The 20,057-nt window shown below is 71.8% G+C and carries 18 protein-coding genes; 11 read left to right on the top strand and 7 right to left on the bottom strand.

Going from position 1 to position 20,057, the window contains the following annotated elements:
• Positions 1–56 precede the first annotated feature (56 nt).
• The 3 genes from ASH01_RS05665 to ASH01_RS05675 all read left to right on the top strand — a co-directional run bounded on the left by ASH01_RS05665 (position 57) and on the right by ASH01_RS05675 (position 4,414).
• Positions 57–806, top strand: coding sequence for a VIT1/CCC1 transporter family protein (locus ASH01_RS05665; RefSeq protein WP_056772354.1), 750 nt, complete (start codon positions 57–59; stop codon positions 804–806).
• Between the two features lie 244 nt (positions 807–1,050).
• On the top strand, positions 1,051–3,237 hold the full coding sequence (locus ASH01_RS05670; protein WP_056772356.1) for a DEAD/DEAH box helicase: 2,187 nt from the start codon (positions 1,051–1,053) through the stop codon (positions 3,235–3,237).
• 127 nt (positions 3,238–3,364) lie between these two features.
• Positions 3,365–4,414 carry a zinc-dependent alcohol dehydrogenase family protein gene (locus tag ASH01_RS05675; RefSeq protein WP_442297613.1) on the top strand — a complete coding sequence of 350 codons (1,050 nt, stop codon included), beginning with the start codon at positions 3,365–3,367 and terminating at the stop codon, positions 4,412–4,414.
• Between the two features lie 13 nt (positions 4,415–4,427).
• Here the strand turns inward: ASH01_RS05675 and ASH01_RS05680 are convergent, their stop codons facing one another.
• Complete coding sequence (locus ASH01_RS05680) at positions 4,428–4,928, bottom strand: GNAT family N-acetyltransferase (RefSeq protein WP_200958954.1); 501 nt, start codon at positions 4,926–4,928, stop codon at positions 4,428–4,430.
• Between the two features lie 10 nt (positions 4,929–4,938).
• Complete coding sequence (locus tag ASH01_RS05685; protein WP_056772358.1) at positions 4,939–6,981, bottom strand: NAD(+) synthase; 2,043 nt, start codon at positions 6,979–6,981, stop codon at positions 4,939–4,941.
• 137 nt (positions 6,982–7,118) lie between these two features.
• Here ASH01_RS05685 and ASH01_RS05690 point away from each other — a divergent pair, with 137 nt between their 5' ends.
• The 3 genes from ASH01_RS05690 to ASH01_RS05700 all read left to right on the top strand — a co-directional run bounded on the left by ASH01_RS05690 (position 7,119) and on the right by ASH01_RS05700 (position 9,807).
• Positions 7,119–7,547, top strand: coding sequence for a pyridoxamine 5'-phosphate oxidase family protein (locus ASH01_RS05690; RefSeq protein WP_056772360.1), 429 nt, complete (start codon positions 7,119–7,121; stop codon positions 7,545–7,547).
• Between the two features lie 54 nt (positions 7,548–7,601).
• Positions 7,602–8,318, top strand: a complete 717-nt coding sequence (locus tag ASH01_RS05695) for a hypothetical protein (protein WP_056772361.1) — start codon at positions 7,602–7,604, stop codon at positions 8,316–8,318.
• 64 nt (positions 8,319–8,382) lie between these two features.
• Positions 8,383–9,807 carry a PepSY-associated TM helix domain-containing protein gene (locus tag ASH01_RS05700; RefSeq protein ID WP_056772364.1) on the top strand — a complete coding sequence of 475 codons (1,425 nt, stop codon included), beginning with the start codon at positions 8,383–8,385 and terminating at the stop codon, positions 9,805–9,807.
• A 120-nt stretch (positions 9,808–9,927) separates the two neighbouring features.
• Here ASH01_RS05700 and ASH01_RS05705 read toward each other — a convergent pair whose 3' ends face one another.
• The gene (locus ASH01_RS05705) at positions 9,928–11,121 is read right to left on the bottom strand and encodes a glycine C-acetyltransferase (protein ID WP_056772366.1); all 1,194 of its coding nucleotides are present in this window, start codon (positions 11,119–11,121) and stop codon (positions 9,928–9,930) included.
• A gap of 143 nt (positions 11,122–11,264) precedes the next feature.
• On the opposite strand from ASH01_RS05705, the gene ASH01_RS05710 reads away from it, so the two are divergent.
• From ASH01_RS05710 to ASH01_RS05725, 4 genes are all read left to right on the top strand, one after another.
• Positions 11,265–11,756 carry a pyridoxamine 5'-phosphate oxidase family protein gene (locus tag ASH01_RS05710; RefSeq protein ID WP_056772368.1) on the top strand — a complete coding sequence of 164 codons (492 nt, stop codon included), beginning with the start codon at positions 11,265–11,267 and terminating at the stop codon, positions 11,754–11,756.
• 106 nt (positions 11,757–11,862) lie between these two features.
• Complete coding sequence (locus ASH01_RS05715; protein WP_200958956.1) at positions 11,863–12,099, top strand: SCO4226 family nickel-binding protein; 237 nt, start codon at positions 11,863–11,865, stop codon at positions 12,097–12,099.
• 128 nt (positions 12,100–12,227) lie between these two features.
• Positions 12,228–13,055, top strand: coding sequence for a caspase family protein (locus ASH01_RS05720; RefSeq protein ID WP_056772375.1), 828 nt, complete (start codon positions 12,228–12,230; stop codon positions 13,053–13,055).
• Between the two features lie 3 nt (positions 13,056–13,058).
• Positions 13,059–16,130 carry a CHAT domain-containing protein gene (locus tag ASH01_RS05725; RefSeq protein WP_056772379.1) on the top strand — a complete coding sequence of 1,024 codons (3,072 nt, stop codon included), beginning with the start codon at positions 13,059–13,061 and terminating at the stop codon, positions 16,128–16,130.
• Here ASH01_RS05725 and ASH01_RS05730 read toward each other — a convergent pair.
• A complete protein-coding gene (locus ASH01_RS05730) occupies positions 16,120–16,689 on the bottom strand; it encodes a dihydrofolate reductase family protein (RefSeq protein ID WP_056772382.1) in 570 nt (189 codons plus the stop codon). The two genes, ASH01_RS05725 and ASH01_RS05730, sit on opposite strands and share 11 nt — an antisense overlap.
• A 143-nt stretch (positions 16,690–16,832) precedes the next feature.
• Here ASH01_RS05730 and ASH01_RS05735 point away from each other — a divergent pair, with 143 nt between their 5' ends.
• Positions 16,833–17,213, top strand: coding sequence for a hypothetical protein (locus ASH01_RS05735; RefSeq protein ID WP_056772384.1), 381 nt, complete (start codon positions 16,833–16,835; stop codon positions 17,211–17,213).
• A 7-nt stretch (positions 17,214–17,220) separates the two neighbouring features.
• On the opposite strand, the gene ASH01_RS05740 is transcribed toward ASH01_RS05735, so the two are convergent.
• From ASH01_RS05740 to ASH01_RS05745, 3 genes are all read right to left on the bottom strand, one after another.
• The gene (locus tag ASH01_RS05740) at positions 17,221–18,783 is read right to left on the bottom strand and encodes a Na+/H+ antiporter (RefSeq protein ID WP_082619413.1); all 1,563 of its coding nucleotides are present in this window, start codon (positions 18,781–18,783) and stop codon (positions 17,221–17,223) included.
• Positions 18,784–18,792: 9 nt separating this feature from the next.
• Positions 18,793–18,896, bottom strand: a 104-nt coding sequence (locus tag ASH01_RS22835) for an integrase core domain-containing protein (protein ID WP_156415457.1), incomplete at its 5' end; no start/stop codon positions are given.
• A gap of 52 nt (positions 18,897–18,948) precedes the next feature.
• A complete protein-coding gene (locus ASH01_RS05745) occupies positions 18,949–19,935 on the bottom strand; it encodes an IS481 family transposase (protein ID WP_056772792.1) in 987 nt (328 codons plus the stop codon).
• Positions 19,936–20,057: the final 122 nt, after the last annotated feature.

The raw sequence follows: 20,057 nt of genomic DNA on the forward strand, positions 1-20,057 counted from the left end.
CCCGGCGGGTGCCACGATCGACGGGCACCGCCCCACCGTCGATCGGAGCACCACCCATGTCCGACGTGCGAGCGTCCGACGAGCCCACGCCCCTCGACAACGGCCACGACCGGGAAGAGCCGCACGACGCCAACGTCGGCGCGCGCCTCAACTGGCTCCGGGCCGGCGTCCTCGGCGCCAACGACGGCATCGTGTCGACCGCCGGCGTCGTCGTCGGCGTCGCGGGTGCGACCGCCGACAAGGCCGCGATCATCCTCGCGGGCATCGCCGCCCTGTCCGCGGGTGCCATGTCGATGGCTGCCGGCGAGTACGTCTCGGTCAGCACCCAGCGTGACTCGGAGCGGGCGCTCCTGACGCTCGAGCGCAAGGAGCTGCACGAGGACCCGGAGGGCGAGCTCGAGGAGCTGACCCAGCTCTACGAGGCCAAGGGGATGCGACGCGAGCTGGCCGCCGAGGTCGCGCGCGAGCTCACGGCCCACGACGCGCTGACCGCGCATGCCGAGGCCGAGCTCGGCATCGACCCGACCGACCTGACCAACCCGTGGCACGCCGCCGGCGCCTCGATGCTCGCCTTCGTCGTCGGCGCGATCCTGCCGATGCTCACCATCACCTTCAGCCCGGCCTCGATCCGGATCCACGTCACCGTCGTCAGTGTCGCCGCGGCCCTCGCCCTCACCGGCGCGGTCAGCGCCCGCCTCGGACGCAGCCCGGCCACCCGGGCGGTCCTGCGCAACGTCGCCGGCGGCCTGCTCGCCATGGGCGTGACGTATGCCATCGGCGCGGTCGTCGGGGTCAACATCGGCTGAGCGCGCGGCCACTTCACGGCCTGCACGCGGCATACGACCCGATCAGCGCCCAGCGGGCTGTAGAGTCGAGGTGTCCCAAGCGCCCGTCCGTGGCGCAACCGCCGGTCCGGCGCTCGGGGCACAGGGCGCGCGATGCGCGTCCACCGGGACTCGAGCCGAGTCCGCCGCCGACACCGACCCAGTCAGGCACGGTGTCGTCCGGGGGCCCAGCCCGCTCGACGTCCTCCGCGTCATCAGGAGGAACATGGCAACGCGCGTCCGCCGCCGACCGACCGACGGCCAGGGCCACAAGCAGGGGCAGAACGGCCAGAACCAGGGTCAGCGGAAGGCCACCCAGCGCAAGGACGACCCTGCGCCGCTCATCCCCGTGCTCGCACGGCGGGTCCGCGAGGTCGAGTCCCGCGTCTCGAGCAAGGGCAAGGCCAGCCCGACGAACCGGACCAAGTTCCTCGTCGTGGCCACACTCATGCGGTCCGAGCGCGCCCGGGTCCGCGAGGACGCGTCGATCCCGTCGGCCACGCGAGCCGACCTGCTCAAGCGCCTCGACGGCATCGCGACGATCCTCGCGCAGATCGCGGCCCGTGACACGAGCCTGCTCACGCTGCTCGACGCGAACGCCAAGCCCGGCCCCGCGGCCCAGCAGATGCGGCGCGACTGGCTCCTCGAGTCGGGCGCCGAGCTCGCCGAGGAGGACCTCGTCATCCAGGCGCCCGAGCCCCCGCGGCCGGTCGTCCCGCCGCAGATCGCGGCCCGCCAGGTGATGCCGCAGTCGGTGCCGTCGCGGGCGCTCGCCAACCCGTTCCTGACGCCCGACGTCGGTCGCGCCCAGAGCGACTACCTTCCCAACCGGCTCGCCGGGTGGGACCTGCTCAGCCCGCTGTACCGCGCCTTCGAGCAGGGCGCCGGCGGAGAGGCAGCGTCGATGGACCTGCCGCCGACGCCGCAGATCGACCGCTTCTCCCCACCCGGGTCGCAGCTCATGGTTCACCAGTCCCGCTTCCTCCAGAGCGTCCAGGAGGGCCACCGCACCTTCCTGCTCGCCGACGAGCCCGGTCTCGGCAAGACGGCCCAGTCGGTCATGGCCGCCTCGATCGCCGGCGCCTACCCGATGCTCGCCGTCGTGCCGAACGTCGTGAAGATCAACTGGGCCCGTGAGGTCGAGCGGTGGACGCCGCAGCGCCGGGTCACCGTCATCCACGGCGACGGCAACGACGTCGACGCCTTCGCCGACGTCTTCGTCGTCAACTACGAGATCCTCGACCGGCACTTCGGGTGGCTCTCGAGCTTCGGCTTCCGCTCGATGGTCGTCGACGAGGCCCACTTCATCAAGAACCTCCAGTCGCAGCGCTCCCAGCAGGTCCTGGCGCTCGGCGACCGGCTGCGGTCGACGACGCCCGGCGGCGACCCGCTCCTCATGGCCCTCACCGGCACTCCGCTCATCAACGACGTCAAGGACTTCGACGCGATCTGGCGCTTCCTGGGCTGGATCAAGGACGGCAAGCCGACCGCCGAGATCACGCGGCGCCTCGACGACACCGGGCACACGCCCGCCGACCGCGCCTTCTACCCGGAGGCCCGTCGCGCGGTCATCGACATGGGCATCGTGCGCCGCCGCAAGGTCGACGTCGCCAAGGACCTGCCCGACAAGCGCATCGCCGACATCACCGTCGAGCTCGACGACGACCTCGGTCGGTCCATCCGCGAGGCCGAGCGCGCCCTGGGTCGCCGTCTGGCCCAGCGCTACCAGTCCCTCCTGGCTGCCGGCGACGGTCGCGAGGAGGACGGCGAGCCCGACACCGCCCTCATGCGTCGGGTCGCCGCCGCGGAGCTGCGTGCCGCGTCGGCCGAGAAGGGCACCGACAACGTCTTCTCGCTCGTGCGCCGCATCGGCCAGGCCAAGTCGACGCTCGCCGCCGACTACGCCGTGCAGCTGTCGCACTCGGTGGGCAAGGTCGTCTTCTTCGCCAAGCACATCGACGTCATGGACGCCGCCGAGCGCGTCCTCGCCTCGGCCGGCCTGCACACCGTGTCGGTGCGCGGCGAGCAGACCTCGAAGCAGCGCCAGGAGGCGATCGACGCCTTCCAGAAGGACCCCGAGGTCGCCGTCGCGGTCTGCTCACTCACCGCCGCCGGCGTCGGGCTCAACCTGCACGCCGCCTCCAACGTCGTGCTCGCCGAGCTGTCGTGGACCGCGGCCGAGCAGCAGCAGGCGATCGACCGGGTGCACCGCATCGGCCAGGACGAGCCCGTGACGGCCTGGCGCATCCTCGCCTCCGGCACCATCGACTCGAAGATCGCCGAGCTCATCGATGCCAAGCAGGGGCTCGCCGCGCGCGCCCTCGACGGCAGCGACGAGGACATCACGTCGGGCGACACGCTCCAGCTCGACGCCCTCGTCGAGCTGCTGCGCCAGGCCCTCGTCGAGCCCTGACGCCCAGCTGACTCGGGACCCTGGTCCCGTCCCAGCAGCCCCGGGGCGGGACGTATGGCCCTACCTCCTCACCGGTCCCCGCGATGGACTGGACCCGCGCCGCTGACCTGCGGCCCGAGGAGGAGACATGAGCACCATGCACGCGATCGTCTACCACGGCCCCGGCCGGAAGACCTGGGACGAGGTCCCGAAGCCGACGGTCCAGGCCGACACCGACGCCGTCGTCCGGGTCGACAGCGTGACCATCTGCGGCACCGACCTGCACATCCTCAAGGGTGACGTCGCGGCCGTCACCGAGGGTCGGATCCTCGGCCACGAGGCGGTCGGCACCGTCGAGGAGGTCGGCCCGGGTGTCAAGAACGTCAAGCCCGGCGACCGCGTGCTCGTCTCCTGCATCACCGCCTGCGGCGCGTGCCGCTACTGCCGTGAGAGCAGCTACGGCCAGTGCATCGGCGGCGGGGGCTGGATCCTCGGCCACACGATCGACGGCACACAGGCGGAGTACGTCCGCGTCCCCTTCGCGGACACGTCGACGTATGCCGTCCCCGAAGGAGTGACTGACGAGGAAGTACTCATGCTCGCCGACATCGGGCCCACGGGCTACGAGGTCGGTGTGCTGAACGGCCGGGTCCGTCCCGGTGACGTCGTAGCGGTGGTGGGCGCCGGCCCGGTCGGGCTCTCCGCCATCATGGGTGCCAAGCTCTTCAGTCCGGCGCACGTCGTGGCCATCGACCTGGCCGATGCCCGACTCGAGGCGGCCAAGCAGTTCGGGGCCGACATCACGGTGAACCCCTCCCGCGAGGACGCCGTCGCGATCGTCCGGGACCTGACGCAGGGTCTCGGCGCCGACGTGGCCATCGAGGCGGTGGGGGTGGCATCGACGTTCGAGCAGTGCGCGGCTCTGGTGCGCCCCGGTGGCACCGTCGCCAACGTGGGCGTGCACGGCGGCCCGGCCACCCTGCACCTGGAGGACCTCTGGATCAAGAACGTCACCATCACGACGGGTCTCGTCGACACCTACTCGACGCCGACCCTGCTCCGGCTCCTGGCCACCCACCACATCGACCTGGCGCAGTTCGTGACGCACCGCTTCCCGATGGCCGACTTCCTCGACGCCTACGACACGTTCGCCCGCGCGGCGGACACCGGAGCCCTCAAGGTGGTGCTGACGCGCTGAGGGGCACGCGACGTCAGAGGTCGACGTGCATGATCCGCAGGCCCACGCGCTCCCCGGTCGGGAGCTCGTGGGCCCGCGGCACGGTGCCGACGACCGTGAAGCCGAGGCTCTCGTAGAGCCGCACCGCGCCGGTGTTGGTGGCGACGACGGCGTTGAACTGCATGGCGGCATAACCGGACTCGCGGGCCCAGTCGAGGGAGTCGACGACGAGCGCGCGCCCGGCGCCGAGACCTCGGGCCTCGGCCGACACCATGTAGCTCGCCGTCGCGACGTGCGACCCGGGGCCGGGACGGTTGCGCCCCATCTTCGCCGTGCCGAGGACGCGGTCGCCGTCGACCGCGACGGTGACACGTCCCCCGGGACCGTTCTCGAGCCAGATGCCGCGCGCCTCCGTCTCGGTGAGGTCGGTCGGGAAGGGGAAGGTGTCGCCCGCGCGGACGACCTGCTCGATGACGGGCCACACGAGCGGCCAGTCGGCCTCGTCGAAATCCCGGACAGTGATGGTGGAAGCCACTCGAATCGCCTTACTTCTCAGGAACATTCGCGTCCAGTTCACTCAGCCACGCCACCGACGTCGCGTCGGACGGCATACGCCAGTCACCCCGCGGCGACAGCGAGCCTCCCGCCACGACCTTGGGCCCGTTGGGCAGCGCGGAGCGCTTGAACTGGTTGGCGAAGTAGCGCTTGACGAAGACCTCGAGCCAGTGCCGGATCGTCGCGAGGTCGTATGCCGTCCGGTCGGCCTCGGGGTAGCCCGCGGGCCACTCCCCTGCCTCGCTGTCCCGCCACGCGTTCCACGCGAGGTAGGCGATCTTGGACGGGCGGTAGCCGCGGCGCAGCACGTGGAAGAGCGTGAAGTCCTGCAGGGCGTAGGGCCCGATCATCGCCTCCGTGCTCTGCGGCTTCTCGCCCTCCTTGGCCGGCACGAGCTCGGGCGTGATCTCGGTGTCGAGGATCGAGGTCAGCGTGCCGGCGACCTCCTCGTCGAACTGGCTCGACGACACGACCCAGCGGATGAGGTGCTGCATCAGGGTCTTGGGCACGCCGGTGTTGACGCCGTAGTGGCTCATCTGGTCGCCGACGCCGTAGGTGCACCAGCCGAGGGCGAGCTCGGACAGGTCGCCGGTGCCGAGGACGATGCCGCCGCGCTGGTTGGCGATGCGGAAGAGGTAGTCGGTGCGCAGGCCGGCCTGGACGTTCTCGAAGGTGACGTCGTAGAGCTCCTCGCCCCGGCCGAACGGGTGGCCCATCGCCTCGAGCATCTGGGTCGCCGCCGGTCGGATGTCGAGCTCCTCCCACGTGACCTCGAGCGACTCCATGAGCGCGATGGCGTTGCTCTTCGTGTGGTCGCTCGTCGCGAAGCCGGGCATCGTGAAGGCGAGGATGTCGCTGCGGGGCCGGTCGAGCCGGTCCATGGCCTTGGCCGCGACGATGAGCGCGTGGGTGGAGTCGAGGCCGCCGCTCACGCCGATGACGACCTTGGGCTGGCCGATGGCGCGCAGGCGCTGCTCGAGACCGGAGACCTGGATGTTGTACGCCTCGTAGCAGTCGAGCGCGAGGCGGTCCTCGTCGTCGGGCACGAAGGGGAAGCGGTCGACCTTGCGGAGCAGGCCGAGGTCGCCGGCCGGCGGGTCGAGCTCGAGCTCGACGGTGCGGAAGCCGTCGGTGCGCGCGGCGTGGGTGCGGCGGTTGTCGTCGAAGGTGCCCTGCCGCTGGCGTTCCTGGCGCAGCAGGTCGAGGTCGATGTCGGCGACGGAGGCGCGGGCACCCTCGGGGAAGCGCTCGCTCTCGGCGAGGAGGGCGCCGTTCTCGTAGACCATCGTCATGCCGTCCCACGACAGGTCGGTCGAGCTCTCGCCCTCGCCGGCCGCGGCGTAGAGGTAGGCGGCGAGGCAGCGGCCCGACGCGCTGCGGGCGAGCAGGTGACGGTCCTCGGCGCGCGAGACGGTGATCGGCGAGCCGGAGAGGTTGGTGAGGATCGTCGCGCCGGCGAGCGCCGCCTCGTGGCTCGGCGGGACCGGGACCCACATGTCCTCGCAGACCTCGACGTGCAGGACGAAGCCCGGCACGTCGGTGGCCCGGAAGAGCAGGTCGGGGCCGAACGGCACCCGGTCGCCCGCGACGTCGATCGTCTGGCCGCGCTGGTCGTCGCCGGGCGCGAAGTGCCGCCGCTCGTAGAACTCGCGGTAGTTCGGCAGGTAGGACTTCGGCGCGACACCGAGGATGCGACCGCCGTGGATGACGACGCCGCAGTTGTAGACGCGCGTGCCCTTCTCCAGCGGCGCGCCGACGATGACGACGGGGCGGAGGTCAGCGGTGGCCTCGGCGATGCGGGCCAGGGCGTCGTCGACGGCGTCGAGGAGCGGGTCCTGCAGGAGCAGGTCGTCGATGGCGTAGCCCGACAGGCACAGCTCCGGGAAGAGCACGAGGCCGACACCCTCGTCGTCGAGCTCGCGCAGCTGCGTGATGACGGCGTCGGCGTTGCGCTCGGGGTCGACCGCCACGATCGGCAGGGTGCACGCGGCAACGCGGGCGAAGCCCTGGGCCCAGGAGCTGTAGAAGTCCATGGGCACAGTCAATCGCACGCCGTGCGGGCAGTGCGTGTGACGCGGGACTCGCCGCGAGCGCGGGCGTGTCCGGGACCATCTTTACTACCATCAGTAGTAGTCGGACACTCGCCCGACGAGCAACCGAGGAGGTCACCATGTCGGACCAGAACCCGGTCCACGTCCTTCACCCGGAGGAGTCCTGGGGCTTCCTCCGCGCCCACGAGTTCGGTCGCCTGGCCTTCCACCTCGTCGGTGAGGTGCACCTGACGCCGATCAACTACGCCCTCGACGGCGAGCGCATCGTCTTCATGACGGCCGAGGGCAGCAAGCTCTTCGGCGTGACGGCCAACCCCGACGTCGCCTTCGAGGTCGACGAGATCGTCGGTGAGCGCGCCACGAGCGTCATCTGCCGGGGCCGGGCGCGCACCCTCGAGGGACAGGCCGCCTACGTCGTCGAGCGCCTCCCCGTGCGGCCGTGGGTCGACACCCCGAAGTCCGTCGTCGTCGCGATCGAGGTCGACGAGATCTCCGGACGCCGCTTCGACCTCACGAGGCCGTGGCTGCGGGACCTGCCCACGGGCTGACCGCCTGACCGCCTGACCGCTGGGCAGGCACGCGCCCTCGTCTACCCTTGGCGCGTGCCCACGTCCGCCCGGAGCCCGCGCGCGCAGGCCCTGCGCGCGCTCGTGCTGGCGCTCGTCGCCTCCGGCGGAGCCACGGCCGCGCACGCGGTCGGTGGCGGCCACCTCGTCTCGGGCGTCGGCGTCCTCGTGGCGACGGCCCTCCTGACCGGCGCCACCCTGCCGTTCGTGCGCTTCGGCCTGACGGCCGTCCGGTCCGCGGTCCTGCTCGCCGCCCTCCAGGCGGCTGCGCACGTCGTGCACGGCCTCGCGGCGATGGCCGTGGGCTCCCCCGTCCACGGGACCGGCGGCGGCCCCTCCCACGCGGCACACGGCATACGCCCCCTCGGTCGCATCGACACGGGCAGCGGCACGGTCGCCGGCGCGGCTGACCCCGGTGGCGCGGTGGCGACGAGCGCGCTCACCGACCTGCTCCCCTCCCCGACGATGCTGCTCGCGCACGTCGCGGCTGCGGTCACGATCGGCGTCCTGCTGACCCGCAGCGAGGAGTCGTGGCGGGTCGCCTGCGCACTCGTGGCCACGGTCGGCGTCGCGCTGACCCGTGCGGTGCTGTCACTCGCCCACGGCGCCGGTGCCCTGATCCACGCTGTCGTTGCCAGGTGTGCGGGACTCCGCGACCCCCGACCTCGGCCGTCGGACGTGCGAGTCCCGGCCGACGTGTGGCGCGCCCGCACCCCGGTGCGTCGCGGCCCGCCCGCCTTCCTCCTCACCTGACACCACCTCGCAGCGCCGGCCACCACCCGGCCGCTGCCCCCTACCGTCATGCCCGAGGAGCACCATGTCCGTCATCGATCCCGCACGTCCGAAACCCCTCGCCCGCAAGGGTGCCCGCCCGACCACCGGCCTGTTCCGCGCCTTCTGGCGGTGGCACTTCTACGCCTCCGTCGTCGTCGTCCCGGTCCTGCTCGTCCTCGCCGTCACCGGCCTCGTCTACCTCTTCCGTTTCCAGATCGAGCCGCTCGTCCACCCGGACCTCATGCGCGTCGACCACGCGGAGGGTCAGCTGACGCAGCCGTGGCAGACCCAGCTCGAGGCGGTCCAGGAGGCGTCTCCGGGGGCCACCGTCGTCTCGTTCACGGAGCCGACCGGCGCCGACGCCAGCGCCCGCTTCACCGTCGAGGCGGCCGAGGGCCTGACCCGCGACGTCTTCGTCGACCCCTACACGGTGCGGGTGCTCGGCTCGCTCGACCCGGACTCGACGATCAGCGGCACCGCCGTGCGCCTGCACGCCGACCTCATGGCCGGCCGGATCGGCGACACCGTCATCGAGCTCGGCGCGTGCTGGGCGATCGTCATGGCCGTCACCGGCTACTACCTCTTCGTCCGCGGTCGGCGAACGCGGCGTCGGCAGCGTGAGGTCGATGCACCCGGCGCCCGCCTGCGGACGACCCACGCCCGCACCGGAGCGTTCGTCGGCGCCGGGCTGCTGCTCCTCGTCGTCTCGGGCCTGCCGTGGACCGGCATCTGGGGCGAGCAGGTGCAGAAGCTGGCCACCGACCGCGGCACGTCGATGTGGGCCGAGGACCCGGGCGCCCTGTCCAACCCGACCTCGACCTTGGACGAGTCGCTACCGCACAGTCACCACGCCGTCCCATGGGCACAGGGCAAGAGCCTTGTGCCGCAGTCGGATCCGGTCTCGGCCGGAGACGAGGTCAGCGTCGCGAACCTCGACACCGCAGTGGAGGTGGGTGACCGTTCGGGGCTGGCGCACCCGGTGACGGTCGCGCTGCCGTCGGACGACCGCGGCGTCTACTCGGTCATCGGCTACGCCTTCGAGGACCCCGGGGCCGAGCGGACCGTGCACGTCGACCGCTTCGGCGGCCAGGTCGTGAGCACGTACGGCTACGACGACTACCCGGCGCTCGCAAAGGTCGTCAGCCAGGGCATCGCCGTCCACGAGGGGCGCCGCTTCGGCACGTTGAACTTCTGGCTCACCGCGCTCTTCTGCGTGGCCGTCGTCGTGTCGTGCGTGACCGGGCCGGTCATGTGGTGGCGTCGCCGTCCGCGCGGCTCGGGTGCCGTCGGCGCACCCAGAGGGCGTATGCCGCTCGCCTCCTCGCCGCTGCTCGCCGTGCTCGTCGTGGGGCTGGCGGTCCTGCTGCCGGTCTTCGGCGCGTCACTCGTCGTCGTGCTGCTGCTCGACCGCGTCGTCATCCGGCGAGTGCCGCGCCTGCGCCAGGCGTTCAACACCGCCGACCGGTAGCGGTCAGGACAGGTGCACGCTCACCCCAGAGGTGCCCGGTCCCCGCAGGAGTGCGCGGTGCAGCGCGCACTCCTCGCGGGAACCCGCACCTCTGGCACGGGCGCGCACCAGCTCGAGCGCTCAGCCGACGGCGTCGCGGGCCGCGACGAAGGCGTCCACGCACGCGCGCACGTCGGCCTCGGAGTGCGCGGCCGAGAGCTGCACGCGGATGCGGGCCTTGCCCCGCGGGACGACCGGGAAGCTGAAGGCGATGACGTAGACGCCGTTGCCGAGCATGTGGTCGGCGATCTGCGCGGCCTGACGGGCGCCGTCCTCGCCGGGGAACATGACGGGACGGATCGGGTGCGTGCCCGGGAGCAGCTCGAAGCCGGCCTCGGTCATGAGCGTGTGGAAGAGCGCCGTGTTGGCCTTGAGCGTCTCGCGCTTCTCGGCCGAGCTCTCGACGAGCTCGAGGGCGGCCATGGAGCCGGCGACGACGGACGGCGCGACGGAGTTGCTGAAGAGGTAGGGACGCGAGCGCTGGCGGAGCAGGTCGACGATCTCCTGTCGCGAGCTCACGTAGCCGCCGGACGCACCGCCGAGCGCCTTGCCGAGCGTGCCCGTGATGATGTCGACGCGGTCCATCACACCGAAGAGCTCGGGCGTGCCCCGGCCGCCGTCACCGACGAAGCCCACGGCGTGGGAGTCGTCGACGAAGACGAGCGCGCCGAACTCGTCGGCCAGGTCGCAGATCTCGTCGAGCGGGGCATACGACCCGTCCATCGAGAAGACACCGTCCGTGACGACGACGGTCCGCCTCGCGTCGGCCTCCCGGGCCGCCTCGAGCTGGGCCCGCAGGTCGGTCATGTCGGCGTTCTTGTAGCGGTAGCGCATCGCCTTGGACAGTCGCACGCCGTCGATGATCGAGGCGTGGTTGAGCTCGTCGCTGATGATCGCGTCCTCGGCGCCGAAGAGCACCTCGAAGACGCCGCCGTTCGCGTCGAAGCACGACGAGTAGAGGATCGTCGCCTCCGTGCCGAGGAACTCGCTGATCTTGTGCTCGAGGGAGGTGTGCAGCGTCTGGGTGCCGCAGATGAAGCGCACCGAGGCCATGCCGAAGCCCCACTCGTCGAGCGCCTTCTTCGACGCCTCGACGACGCCCGGGTCGTTCGCGAGACCGAGGTAGTTGTTGGCGCAGAAGTTGAGCGCCTCCGCCTTGAGGGTCGTCACGTGCGCCGACTGCGGCGACGTCAGCTCCCGCTCGTTCTTGTAGAGGCCGGCGTCCTTGATCTCCTGCAGCGTCGCGGCGATCTCGTCCTTGACTGAGCCGTACATCGGTGTCCTTCGCGGGTCGGTGGGGCGTGTGGCGCCACCCAGCGTATGCCCGGCCGTGTTCGCGGAACCGCTGACGTCCTGGGCGACAGCGGAGGACGCTGGAAGGACGCCCGCGTCCGCGGGCCGGAGGAAGGAGTGAGGTCATGACGACACGACAGGGAAGCCTCGCACTGCTCGAGGACGAGGTGGCGCAGCGGCTGTTGCGGTCTCCCCTGCCCGCGCGGCTGGCGTACTCGTGGACCGACGGGTCACCACGGGTGGTGCCGATCGGTTTCCACTGGAACGGGAAGGAGCTCGTGTTCGGGACGCCGCCCGACGCGCCCAAGATGAGGGCTCTCAAGGACGGTGACCGCGCGGCCGTGTCCATCGACACGGACGAGATGCCCTACAAGGTGCTGCAGATCCGCGGGCGGGTGCGCACCGACACGGTCGAGGGGATCGCCCCCGAGTACGAGGAGACGACGGTCCGCATGCTCGGCGAGGAGCAGGGGCGCGCGTGGCTCACGAACCTCCGGGCCATCACCACCCACATGAGCCGCGTCTTCGTCACGCCCGAGTGGGTCGCGATCCTCGACTTCGAGACCCGTTTCCCGAGTGCGATCGAGCGGGCCATGGAGGAGGCGGCGAGCGCCTGAAGGACTCACGCCGAAGTCCCTACCGGCGCACGCGACGCGGCGTAGCGTGGAGCCACCGTTCATCGGGGGATCGACGACCTAGCGAGGCGATCACATGCCAGAGTTCATGGACGTTCACACCAACATGCCGGGTGTGACATCGGAAGCACTGATGGAGGCCCACCAGGCCGACCTCGACATCCAGGACGACGAGGGCGTCGTGTTCAAGCACGCCTGGGCCGACCCCACGAGCGGCCATGTGTTCTGCCTGTCCGAGGGACCGAGCGCCGACGCCGTGAGGCGCATCCACGAGCGCACCGGTCACCCGGCGGACGAGATCCACGAGATCACGGTCACGGCCTGAGCCTGCAGACCCCGTCGACCGGCCCCAACCGTTCCTCCTGAACCGGCTGTATCAGCAGCCCCTCAGGAGAACACTGGATCGCAGGGGCCGTCGCGCCCACTGCGCGGCCCGGGTCGAAGGAGTCCACCATGTCCAAGCGCGCGCTGCTCATCGGGGTCAACGAGTACGCGATCCCGGGGGCGAACCTCCGGGGCTGCGTCAACGACGTCCATGCCGTCGCCGGCGCGCTGACGGACCTCTACGGCTTCGCCGCGTCCGACATCACGATGCTCCTCGACGGCGCCGCGACCAAGGCCGCGATGGCGCAGGGCATCGCCGACCTCGTCGACACGGCCCGGCCCGGTGACGTCCTCTACCTCCACTACTCGGGCCACGGCTCGAACGTCCCCGACACCAGCGGGGACGAGACGACCGACCACCGCGACGAGATCCTCTGCCCGCACGACCTCGACTGGAACGACCCGCTCACCGACGACTGGCTCCGCACGACGTTCGACCGGCTCGACCCGGGCGCGTCGCTCACCGTCGTCATGGACTGCTGCCACTCCGGCAGCAACACCCGCGAGCCGGTGCTCCTCGGCGGCCCAGCGCCGGAGGTCGTGTCGCGCTTCCTGCCCAACCCCGACGACGAGGCCCGCGGCGGCGGCTTCACGGGGACGCCACGACGCGTCCGCCGCCGTCGCCGCGCCGAGAACGTGCACGTCGTCGACATCGCCGAGACCCTCGTCAGCGGGTGCCGCGACGACCAGACCTCCGCCGATGCGCACATCGACGGCGACTACAACGGCGCCCTGACCTACTACCTCGTCCGGGCCATGCGCGAGGACCCGCAGTCGACCTACCGGGCCCTCCACGCCCGCACGCTCGCCGGTCTGCGCGGCAACTACGACCAGGTGCCGCAGCTCGAGGGGCGCGCCCCGCGCCTCGACGAGACCTTCCTGTCGGGGGTGGGCTGAGCCGTGTCGACCCTCGTGGGCGCCACGCCCCCCGCAGACCACGAGCCGTATGCCGTCCCGACCGACGCGCACGCGCCTGTCCTCCCCGAGCAGCCGCTGCCCGACCCGCCGAGCGCCGAGGCCACGGAGCCGGCACCCCAGCACGTGGTCACCCCGCCACCCGAGCCGAAGCCGGCCGCCGACGCCGTCCCCGCCCCGGCCCCCGACGCCGACCCCGACCCCGACGCCGACGCGTCGCGGCCGCTGACCCGGGTCCGCATCTCGCACGGCGACCTGCGCTTCGCCCGCCACCACGTCCTCGTCGGGCACTACCCGGGCAGCACCCTGGTCGGCGGCGAGGGCGCCCTCGACGAGCTGCTCGACGGCCGGCTCTCGCGGGCCGCCCTGCTCGGCATCTACCCCGGGCCGATCGAGACGTGCCAGGTGTTCACCGACCCCGACGAGTGGACCCGCCCGCCGGGGGCGGTCGTGGCCGGGCTCGGCCCCATCGGCGGCCTGAGCGCCGCGTCGCTGGCGCGGGCGACCGCCCACGCGGTGCTGACGTCGGCCCTCGGCCACCTCACGGCCGGGGCGTCGGCGACGAGCACCGAGGTGCGACAGCTGAGGCTCTCCAGCCTGCTCATCGGCACCGGTCAGGGCGGACTCCCGGTCCGCGACAGCGTGCAGGCCCTGCTGACCGGGGTGCAGCGAGCCAACGACCGGCTCGCCGACACCGACCTCGGGGTGCACATCGCCGAGCTCGAGATCATCGAGCTGTGGCAGGACCGCGCGCTCCAGGCGGTCGAGGCCCTCGGGTCGTCGCTGACGAGCGGCGAGCTCGCCGACTCCTTCACGGCCGGCCTGCGCCTCGAGGAGCGCCCGGGCCGCCAGCGTCGGCTGCTCTTCCAGGAGCCGACCGGCTGGTGGCAGCAGGTGCGGGTGCGCAGCGAGCCCGACGGGGGTCTGTCGTTCGAGGCGTCGATGCGACGGGCGGGCACGCCGACGCGCACCGTCCCGACGCAGCGGGCCCTCGTCGACCGGCTCGTCGAGTCGCTCGTCGACTCCCCCTCACCCGACCCGTCGGCGGCCCGGACGCTCTTCGAGCTGCTCTTCCCCAACGACCTCAAGGCGCAGGCGCCCGACACCGACAACCTCGTGCTGCTCGTCGACCGGGGCTCGGCGCACTACCCGTGGGAGCTGCTCGACGACCACGGCACCGAGGAGGACCGCGAGCCGCTCGGCGTCCGGCGCGGGCTCGTCCGCCAGCTCGAGGGCTCCTCGATGCGAAGCCACGTGCTCTCGGCCACGAGCAGCCGAGCCCTGGTCGTCGGCGACACCGCGAGCGGTCTGAGCGCCCTCCCCGCCGCCCAGAGAGAGGCCCGCGGGGTCGCAGATGCCTTGCGACAGAGCGGTTTCGAGGCCGAGCCGCTCATCGCCGAGAGCGGCACCAAGGTCATCCAGGCCCTCTTCGCGACGTCCTACCGCGTCGTCCACCTCGCCGGTCACGGTGTCTTCGAGTGGCCGCTCGGCGACGGGACGGACGCCACGGTCACCGGCATGGTGCTCGGCAACGGGATGTACCTCACGGCAGGTGAGGTCGGCCAGATGCGGCAGGTGCCCGAGCTCGTCGTCGTCAACTGCTGCCACCTCGGGTCGATGGGACCGAGCACTCCCGTCGGCCCGGCAGTCCCGGGTGCTCCGGGCATGCCGACCGAGCGCGCCGGCAACTACCACCGGCTCGCCGCGAGCTTCGCGACCGAGCTCATCGACATCGGCGTGCGGGCCGTCGTCGCCTGCGGCTGGGCCGTCGACGACGCCGCGGCCTCGACCTTCGCGGCGACGCTCTACGACCGGCTGCTCTCCGGGCTGACGTTCGGCGAGGCGATCGCCGCGGCCCGCTGGCAGACGTGGAACGACCACCCGGCCGTCAACACGTGGGGCGCCTACCAGTGCTACGGCGACCCCGACTACCGCCTGGCACCGGACGCGGTCGTGCATCGCGCGACGACGGTGCGGCGGGCACCCGCGAGCGCCGAGCAGGCCAGGGTCGAGATCGAGAACCTCGGGCAGTCGGTCGACGTCAGCCGCAACACCCGCTTCGGGCTCGACCGGCTGAGCGAGCTCTACGAGGCCCTCTCGCCCGAGGACCGCGAGGACGACGCGCTCCAGGTGCTCATCGCCCGGACGTACAACAAGTTCGGCGACTTCGGGCACGCGACGCAGTACTTCGAGCAGACCCTCGAGCGGGGCGGGACGGCCCTGACGGTGCGCGACTTCGAGGTCTGGATCGACCAGGTCGTCCGGGCGGCGGCGACGAGCGACGACCCCGTCGACGACGCGGTCGCGACGATCGAGTCGGCCATCGACCGGCTGCGCACGCTCCTCGACAACCCCGCGTCCCTCGTGCTCGGGTCGCACGCACCCGAACGGGTCGCCTTCCTCCCGGGCGACGCCCCCGGGGCGTCGGGCGGCGTCGGCATCGATCGGCTGTGGCGGGTCGCGAGCGCCTACAAGCGGCTCGCCCTCGTCGCGTGTCCCGAGCGCCCCGGCTCGACCCGCAGCGGCGACTGGACGCGCACGCACGACGCGCTGACGAAGATGTCCGACTGGTACGCCGCGGCCCGGACCGCCTCGGGAGCGACCGACCGACGTCGCCACGGCGCGCTCGCCAACTGGCTCGCCGCCGAGCTGGCCCTGCGCTGGCGACCGGTCGAGGGACGCACCGGCCTCGACCGCTCCGAGGCGCGCCGGCTCATCGACGAGTCGACCGGTGCCGCCCGCGAGGAGGCCTACCTCGCGCCGACCTTCTGGACGGTCGCGGTCTACGGCGACCTGCTCGTCCTCGACGCGCTGTGGAGCCCCCGCGCCACCGACGCGGAGGCCCAGCAGGCCCTCGACCTCTACCGCCGGGCGAGCGATCTCGGCAGCGAGGAGCAGCTGCGCCAGGTGCGCGACCAGGTGGACTTCCTCATCGTCATGGCCGGCACGGAGGCGCAGCGCCGCGCCGAGTTCCTCCAGACCCTGCGCGACGGTCTCGTGGCCCTCGACGCTCCTCCGCCCGGCACGGACGACACGGACGGCACGGTCACCGCGTGACGGCATACCTCGCGTAGGTCGTGCCGCCGGCGAAGCGGCGGTGCTCGAGCAGCTCGAGGTCGAGGCGTATGCCGTCCGGCAGGGTCCGCGTGCCGCCACCGACGACGACGGGCACCGTCAGCAGGCGCAGCTCGTCGACGATGCCGGCGCGCAGGGCCTCGGCCGCGAGGGCGGGGCCGCCGATGCTGACGTCGCGGTCGGCCGAGGCCACGAGCGTCGCGGCGGCGGCGGGGTCGAAGTCGCGCTCGAGCCGCGTCCGCGGGCCCGACACGGCCTCGAGGGTGCGCGAGTAGACGACCTTCTCGGCCGCCTGCCAGATGCGGGCGTAGTCGTGCTCGACGGCGTCGTCCGGATCGTCGGAGTCCTCGGTGGGCACCGTCTGCCAGTAGACCATCACGTCGTGGAGGCGGCGTCCGGTGAGATAGGTGCCGACGTCGCGCTCGAGGTCGTTGACGAAGGTGTGCACCTCCCGGTCGGGGGCGGCCCACTGGAAGCCGCCGGCGGCGTCGTTCACGTAGCCGTCGAGCGAGGCGATGGTCGTGTAGATGAGGCGGGCCATGTGTTGACTCTGTCACTCACGCACGCTCAGGGCACCTCGTTCGAGTGGGTCCTGTGCCGGCCCGAGGTCTAGCATTACCGGGGTTTGCGCCCGGCCACCCCGGGCCGATCCCCCTCCATCCCCCACCCTCAGGGAACGCTCTCGTGCTCCGACGCCTCACCCTCGCCTGCGCCACGGCCGCCCTCGCCCTCCCCCTCGCGGCCTGCGGTGGCAGCTCGCCCGCCTCGTCCCCCGAGGCCGCCGCGCACCCCGACTGGGCCGTCGTCGCCGAGCTCGTCTGCCCGTCGAGCGGCGACACGCAGGGGTCGCTGGCCGAGCACAAGATCACGTGCACGGGAGCGCAGGGCAAGCCGGTCGAGGCGGCCTTCTACGACCAGGCCGTCGAGCTCGACCGGCGGGTCAGCACGTTCGAGTGCACGAACGGCGTGAAGTCCGTGGCCGGCAAGAACTGGATGGTGCCCGCCGTCACGGACGAGAAGGTCGTGGCCAAGCTGCTCGACGCCGGCGGCATCAACCTCTGCTGAGCGCCGGTCAGTCGAAGTCCCGCAACGCCCGGTTCTCGATGTCGCGCAGGACCTCGTCGGCACTCGCCGCGCTCACGTCGCCACGTCGGCGCGCGTCGAGCACGAGTCGGCGTTCGGCGTCGCTGGCACGTCGGAGCACGGACTCGAGCGCCCTTCCCCGTCGGGCGTCCTCGTCGTCGCGCGCTCGGGCGTGGGCCATCGTCTCCTGCGCCGAGAGGTAGCCCTCGTACTGCGCGATCGCGGCACGACGGACGTCCTCGTCGAGGGAGGCCTCCTCGTGCCTGATCTGCGCCAGGCCCGCGGTCATGGCGCGGATCCGCAGCCGCGAGACCTCGGCCGTCTCGTCGACATCGCTGCCGACGTGGAGGTACTTCGTCAGAGGGGTGAGCGTCAGGCCCTGCACGACGAGGGTGACCAGCACGGAGACGAGGGCAACGGTGACCACCTCGTCGCGGGCCGGAAGGGGCTCACCCGTCGCGACGACGGTCGGTAGCGCCACGGCCGTGGCCACGGTGACGACACCGCGCATGCCCGCCCACGCCACCACCGTCGACTCCCGCCAGCCGGTGGGCAGCGGGGAGTCGCGACGGCGGGCCCGAAGGCGGGCCAGCCAGGCGGCCGGGTAGATCCAGGCTGCTCTGAAGACGATGATCGTGCCGACCACGAGGGCGGCCAGACCCATGGTTCCCGCGCTCGTCTCGGTGGAGCGGATCACCGCGACGAGCTCGAAGCCCAGCAGCGCGAAGACGAGGCTGGTGATGAGGAAGTCGGAGAAGGACCAGACGGCACGTCCGAGGAGCCAGCCCGCCGAGGTGGTGGCGTCGTGACCGAAGGTGCGCAGGTAGAGACCGAGCACGAGGACGGCCAGCACGCCTGACCCGTTGAGGTGTTCCGCACCCACGTAGGCGACGAAGGGCACGAGCACGGTCACCGTCGTCTCGGCGTAGCCGTCGTGGATACGGCCCAGTACGACCTTCGAGACGTAGCCGACGACGAGTCCGACGAGCACACCGAGGACCACCGCTTCCCCGAGCTCGAGGGCGACGTCCGCTCCCGTGATGTCTCCCGTGACGGCAGCCACGATGGCGACCTTGTAGGCGACGAGTGCTGTCGCGTCGTTGAACATCCCCTCGCCCTCGAGGATGGTGACCAGCCGGTGCGGCAGGCGAAGCCGACGAGCCACGGCCGTCGCTGCGACCGGGTCGGGTGGGGAGACGATGGCACCCAGCACCCAGGCCACTGCCCAGGGCAGCCCCGCCGCGTGGGCCACGACGGCCACGACGGCCACCGTGGCCAGCGTCAGGCCGACCGCGAGCACGAAGACGGCACCCGCATGCTCCCTGAACTCGTTGACCGTCGTGCGCTGGGTCGCGGCGAAGAGCAGCGGTGGCAGCACCACGGGAAGGATGAGGGCAGGGTCGAGGGACAGCGGGTTGGCCGGGGTCACCAGGGCAATCACCAGCCCGAAGATCGTCAGCAGCACCGGCTGCGGGACCCGGATCCGGTCGGCGACCGGAGTCAGCACGATGATGCCCACCACCACCACGAGGGCCAGTACGGGTCCGTCCACGGTCGAACCCTAGGTGTACTGACCCGACAGGTTGGTTAAGCGGGTGATGGGTGGCTTGTTCCCGCAGGCGGTGTGGGGTCGGTGGTGGTTGTACTCGTGGAGCCATGCTGGCANCTCGCGGCCGCCGGTGCCTTAGGCCAGTACGGGTCCGTCCACGGTCGAACCCTAGGTGTACTGACCCGACAGGTTGGTTAAGCGGGTGATGGGTGGCTTGTTCCCGCAGGCGGTGTGGGGTCGGTGGTGGTTGTACTCGTGGAGCCATGCTGGCAGGGCCGCCCGTCGCTCGTCCTCTGAGGTGTAGCAGTGGGCGTATCCCCAGCCGTCGGCGAGGGTGCGGTGGAAGCGTTCGATCTTGCCGTTGGTCTGGGGCCGGTAGGGCCGGGTGCGTGAATGCTTGATGGCCAGTTCGGCGCAGGTGTCGCGCCACAGGTGGGAGCGGTAGGCGGAGCCGTTGTCGGACAGCACCCGCTCGGTCCTGATCCCGCGGAGGGCGAACCAGTTCACCGCGCGGCGTAGGACCGCGACAGCGGTGGTGGCGGTCTCGTCGTCGTGGACCTCGGCGTAGGCCACTCGGGAGTGGTCGTCGATGACGGTGTGCACGAATGCGTGGCCCATTTTCGGGTTGCGGTGGTCGTTCCTGGGTTTGCCCGGCGTTGCGGCGCGGTTGCGCTTTCCCTGGGTGCGCCCGACGTAACGCCAGCCGCCGCCGTCGGGGATGTTGCCCAGCTTCTTGACGTCCACGTGCAGCATCGCCCCCGGGTGCTCGTGCTCGTAGCGGCGCACCGGCTCACCGGTGGCCCGGTCGACATGCGAGAGCCGGTTCAGGCGGCAACGGGTCAACACGCGGTGTGCCGTCGAGGGCGCGACGCCGGTCAGGGCGGCGAGCTGGACCGGGCCCAGGCGTTTACGCAGCCGCAACGCCACGATCCGCTTGGTCGTCGCCGGGAGGGTCTTGGCCGGCATCGACCGGGGTCGGCTGGACCGGTCGGTCATCGTCTCCCCGGCGGCGTACCGCTCGGCCCAGCGTTTGACCGTGGGCCACGAGCACTGGAACCGGGCCGCAACCTCCGCGATCGGCACGTGCTGGTCGACGACGAGCTGGGCCACCCGGAGCCGGGCGCGTGGGGTGAGGGCAGCGTTAGCGTGGGACACGAGGGCCTCCTGTTTGGCGAAGTGAACCTTGAGCAGTTCCACTCCACCGCGGGAGGCCCTCCCACGTCAGCAGCTCAGAGCGATGAGTCGCATTCCCTCAACCAACGTGCCCGGTCAGTACA

Origin of the sequence: Terrabacter sp. Soil811, assembly GCF_001429655.1 — a bacterium.
GTDB lineage: Bacteria > Actinomycetota > Actinomycetes > Actinomycetales > Dermatophilaceae > Terrabacter.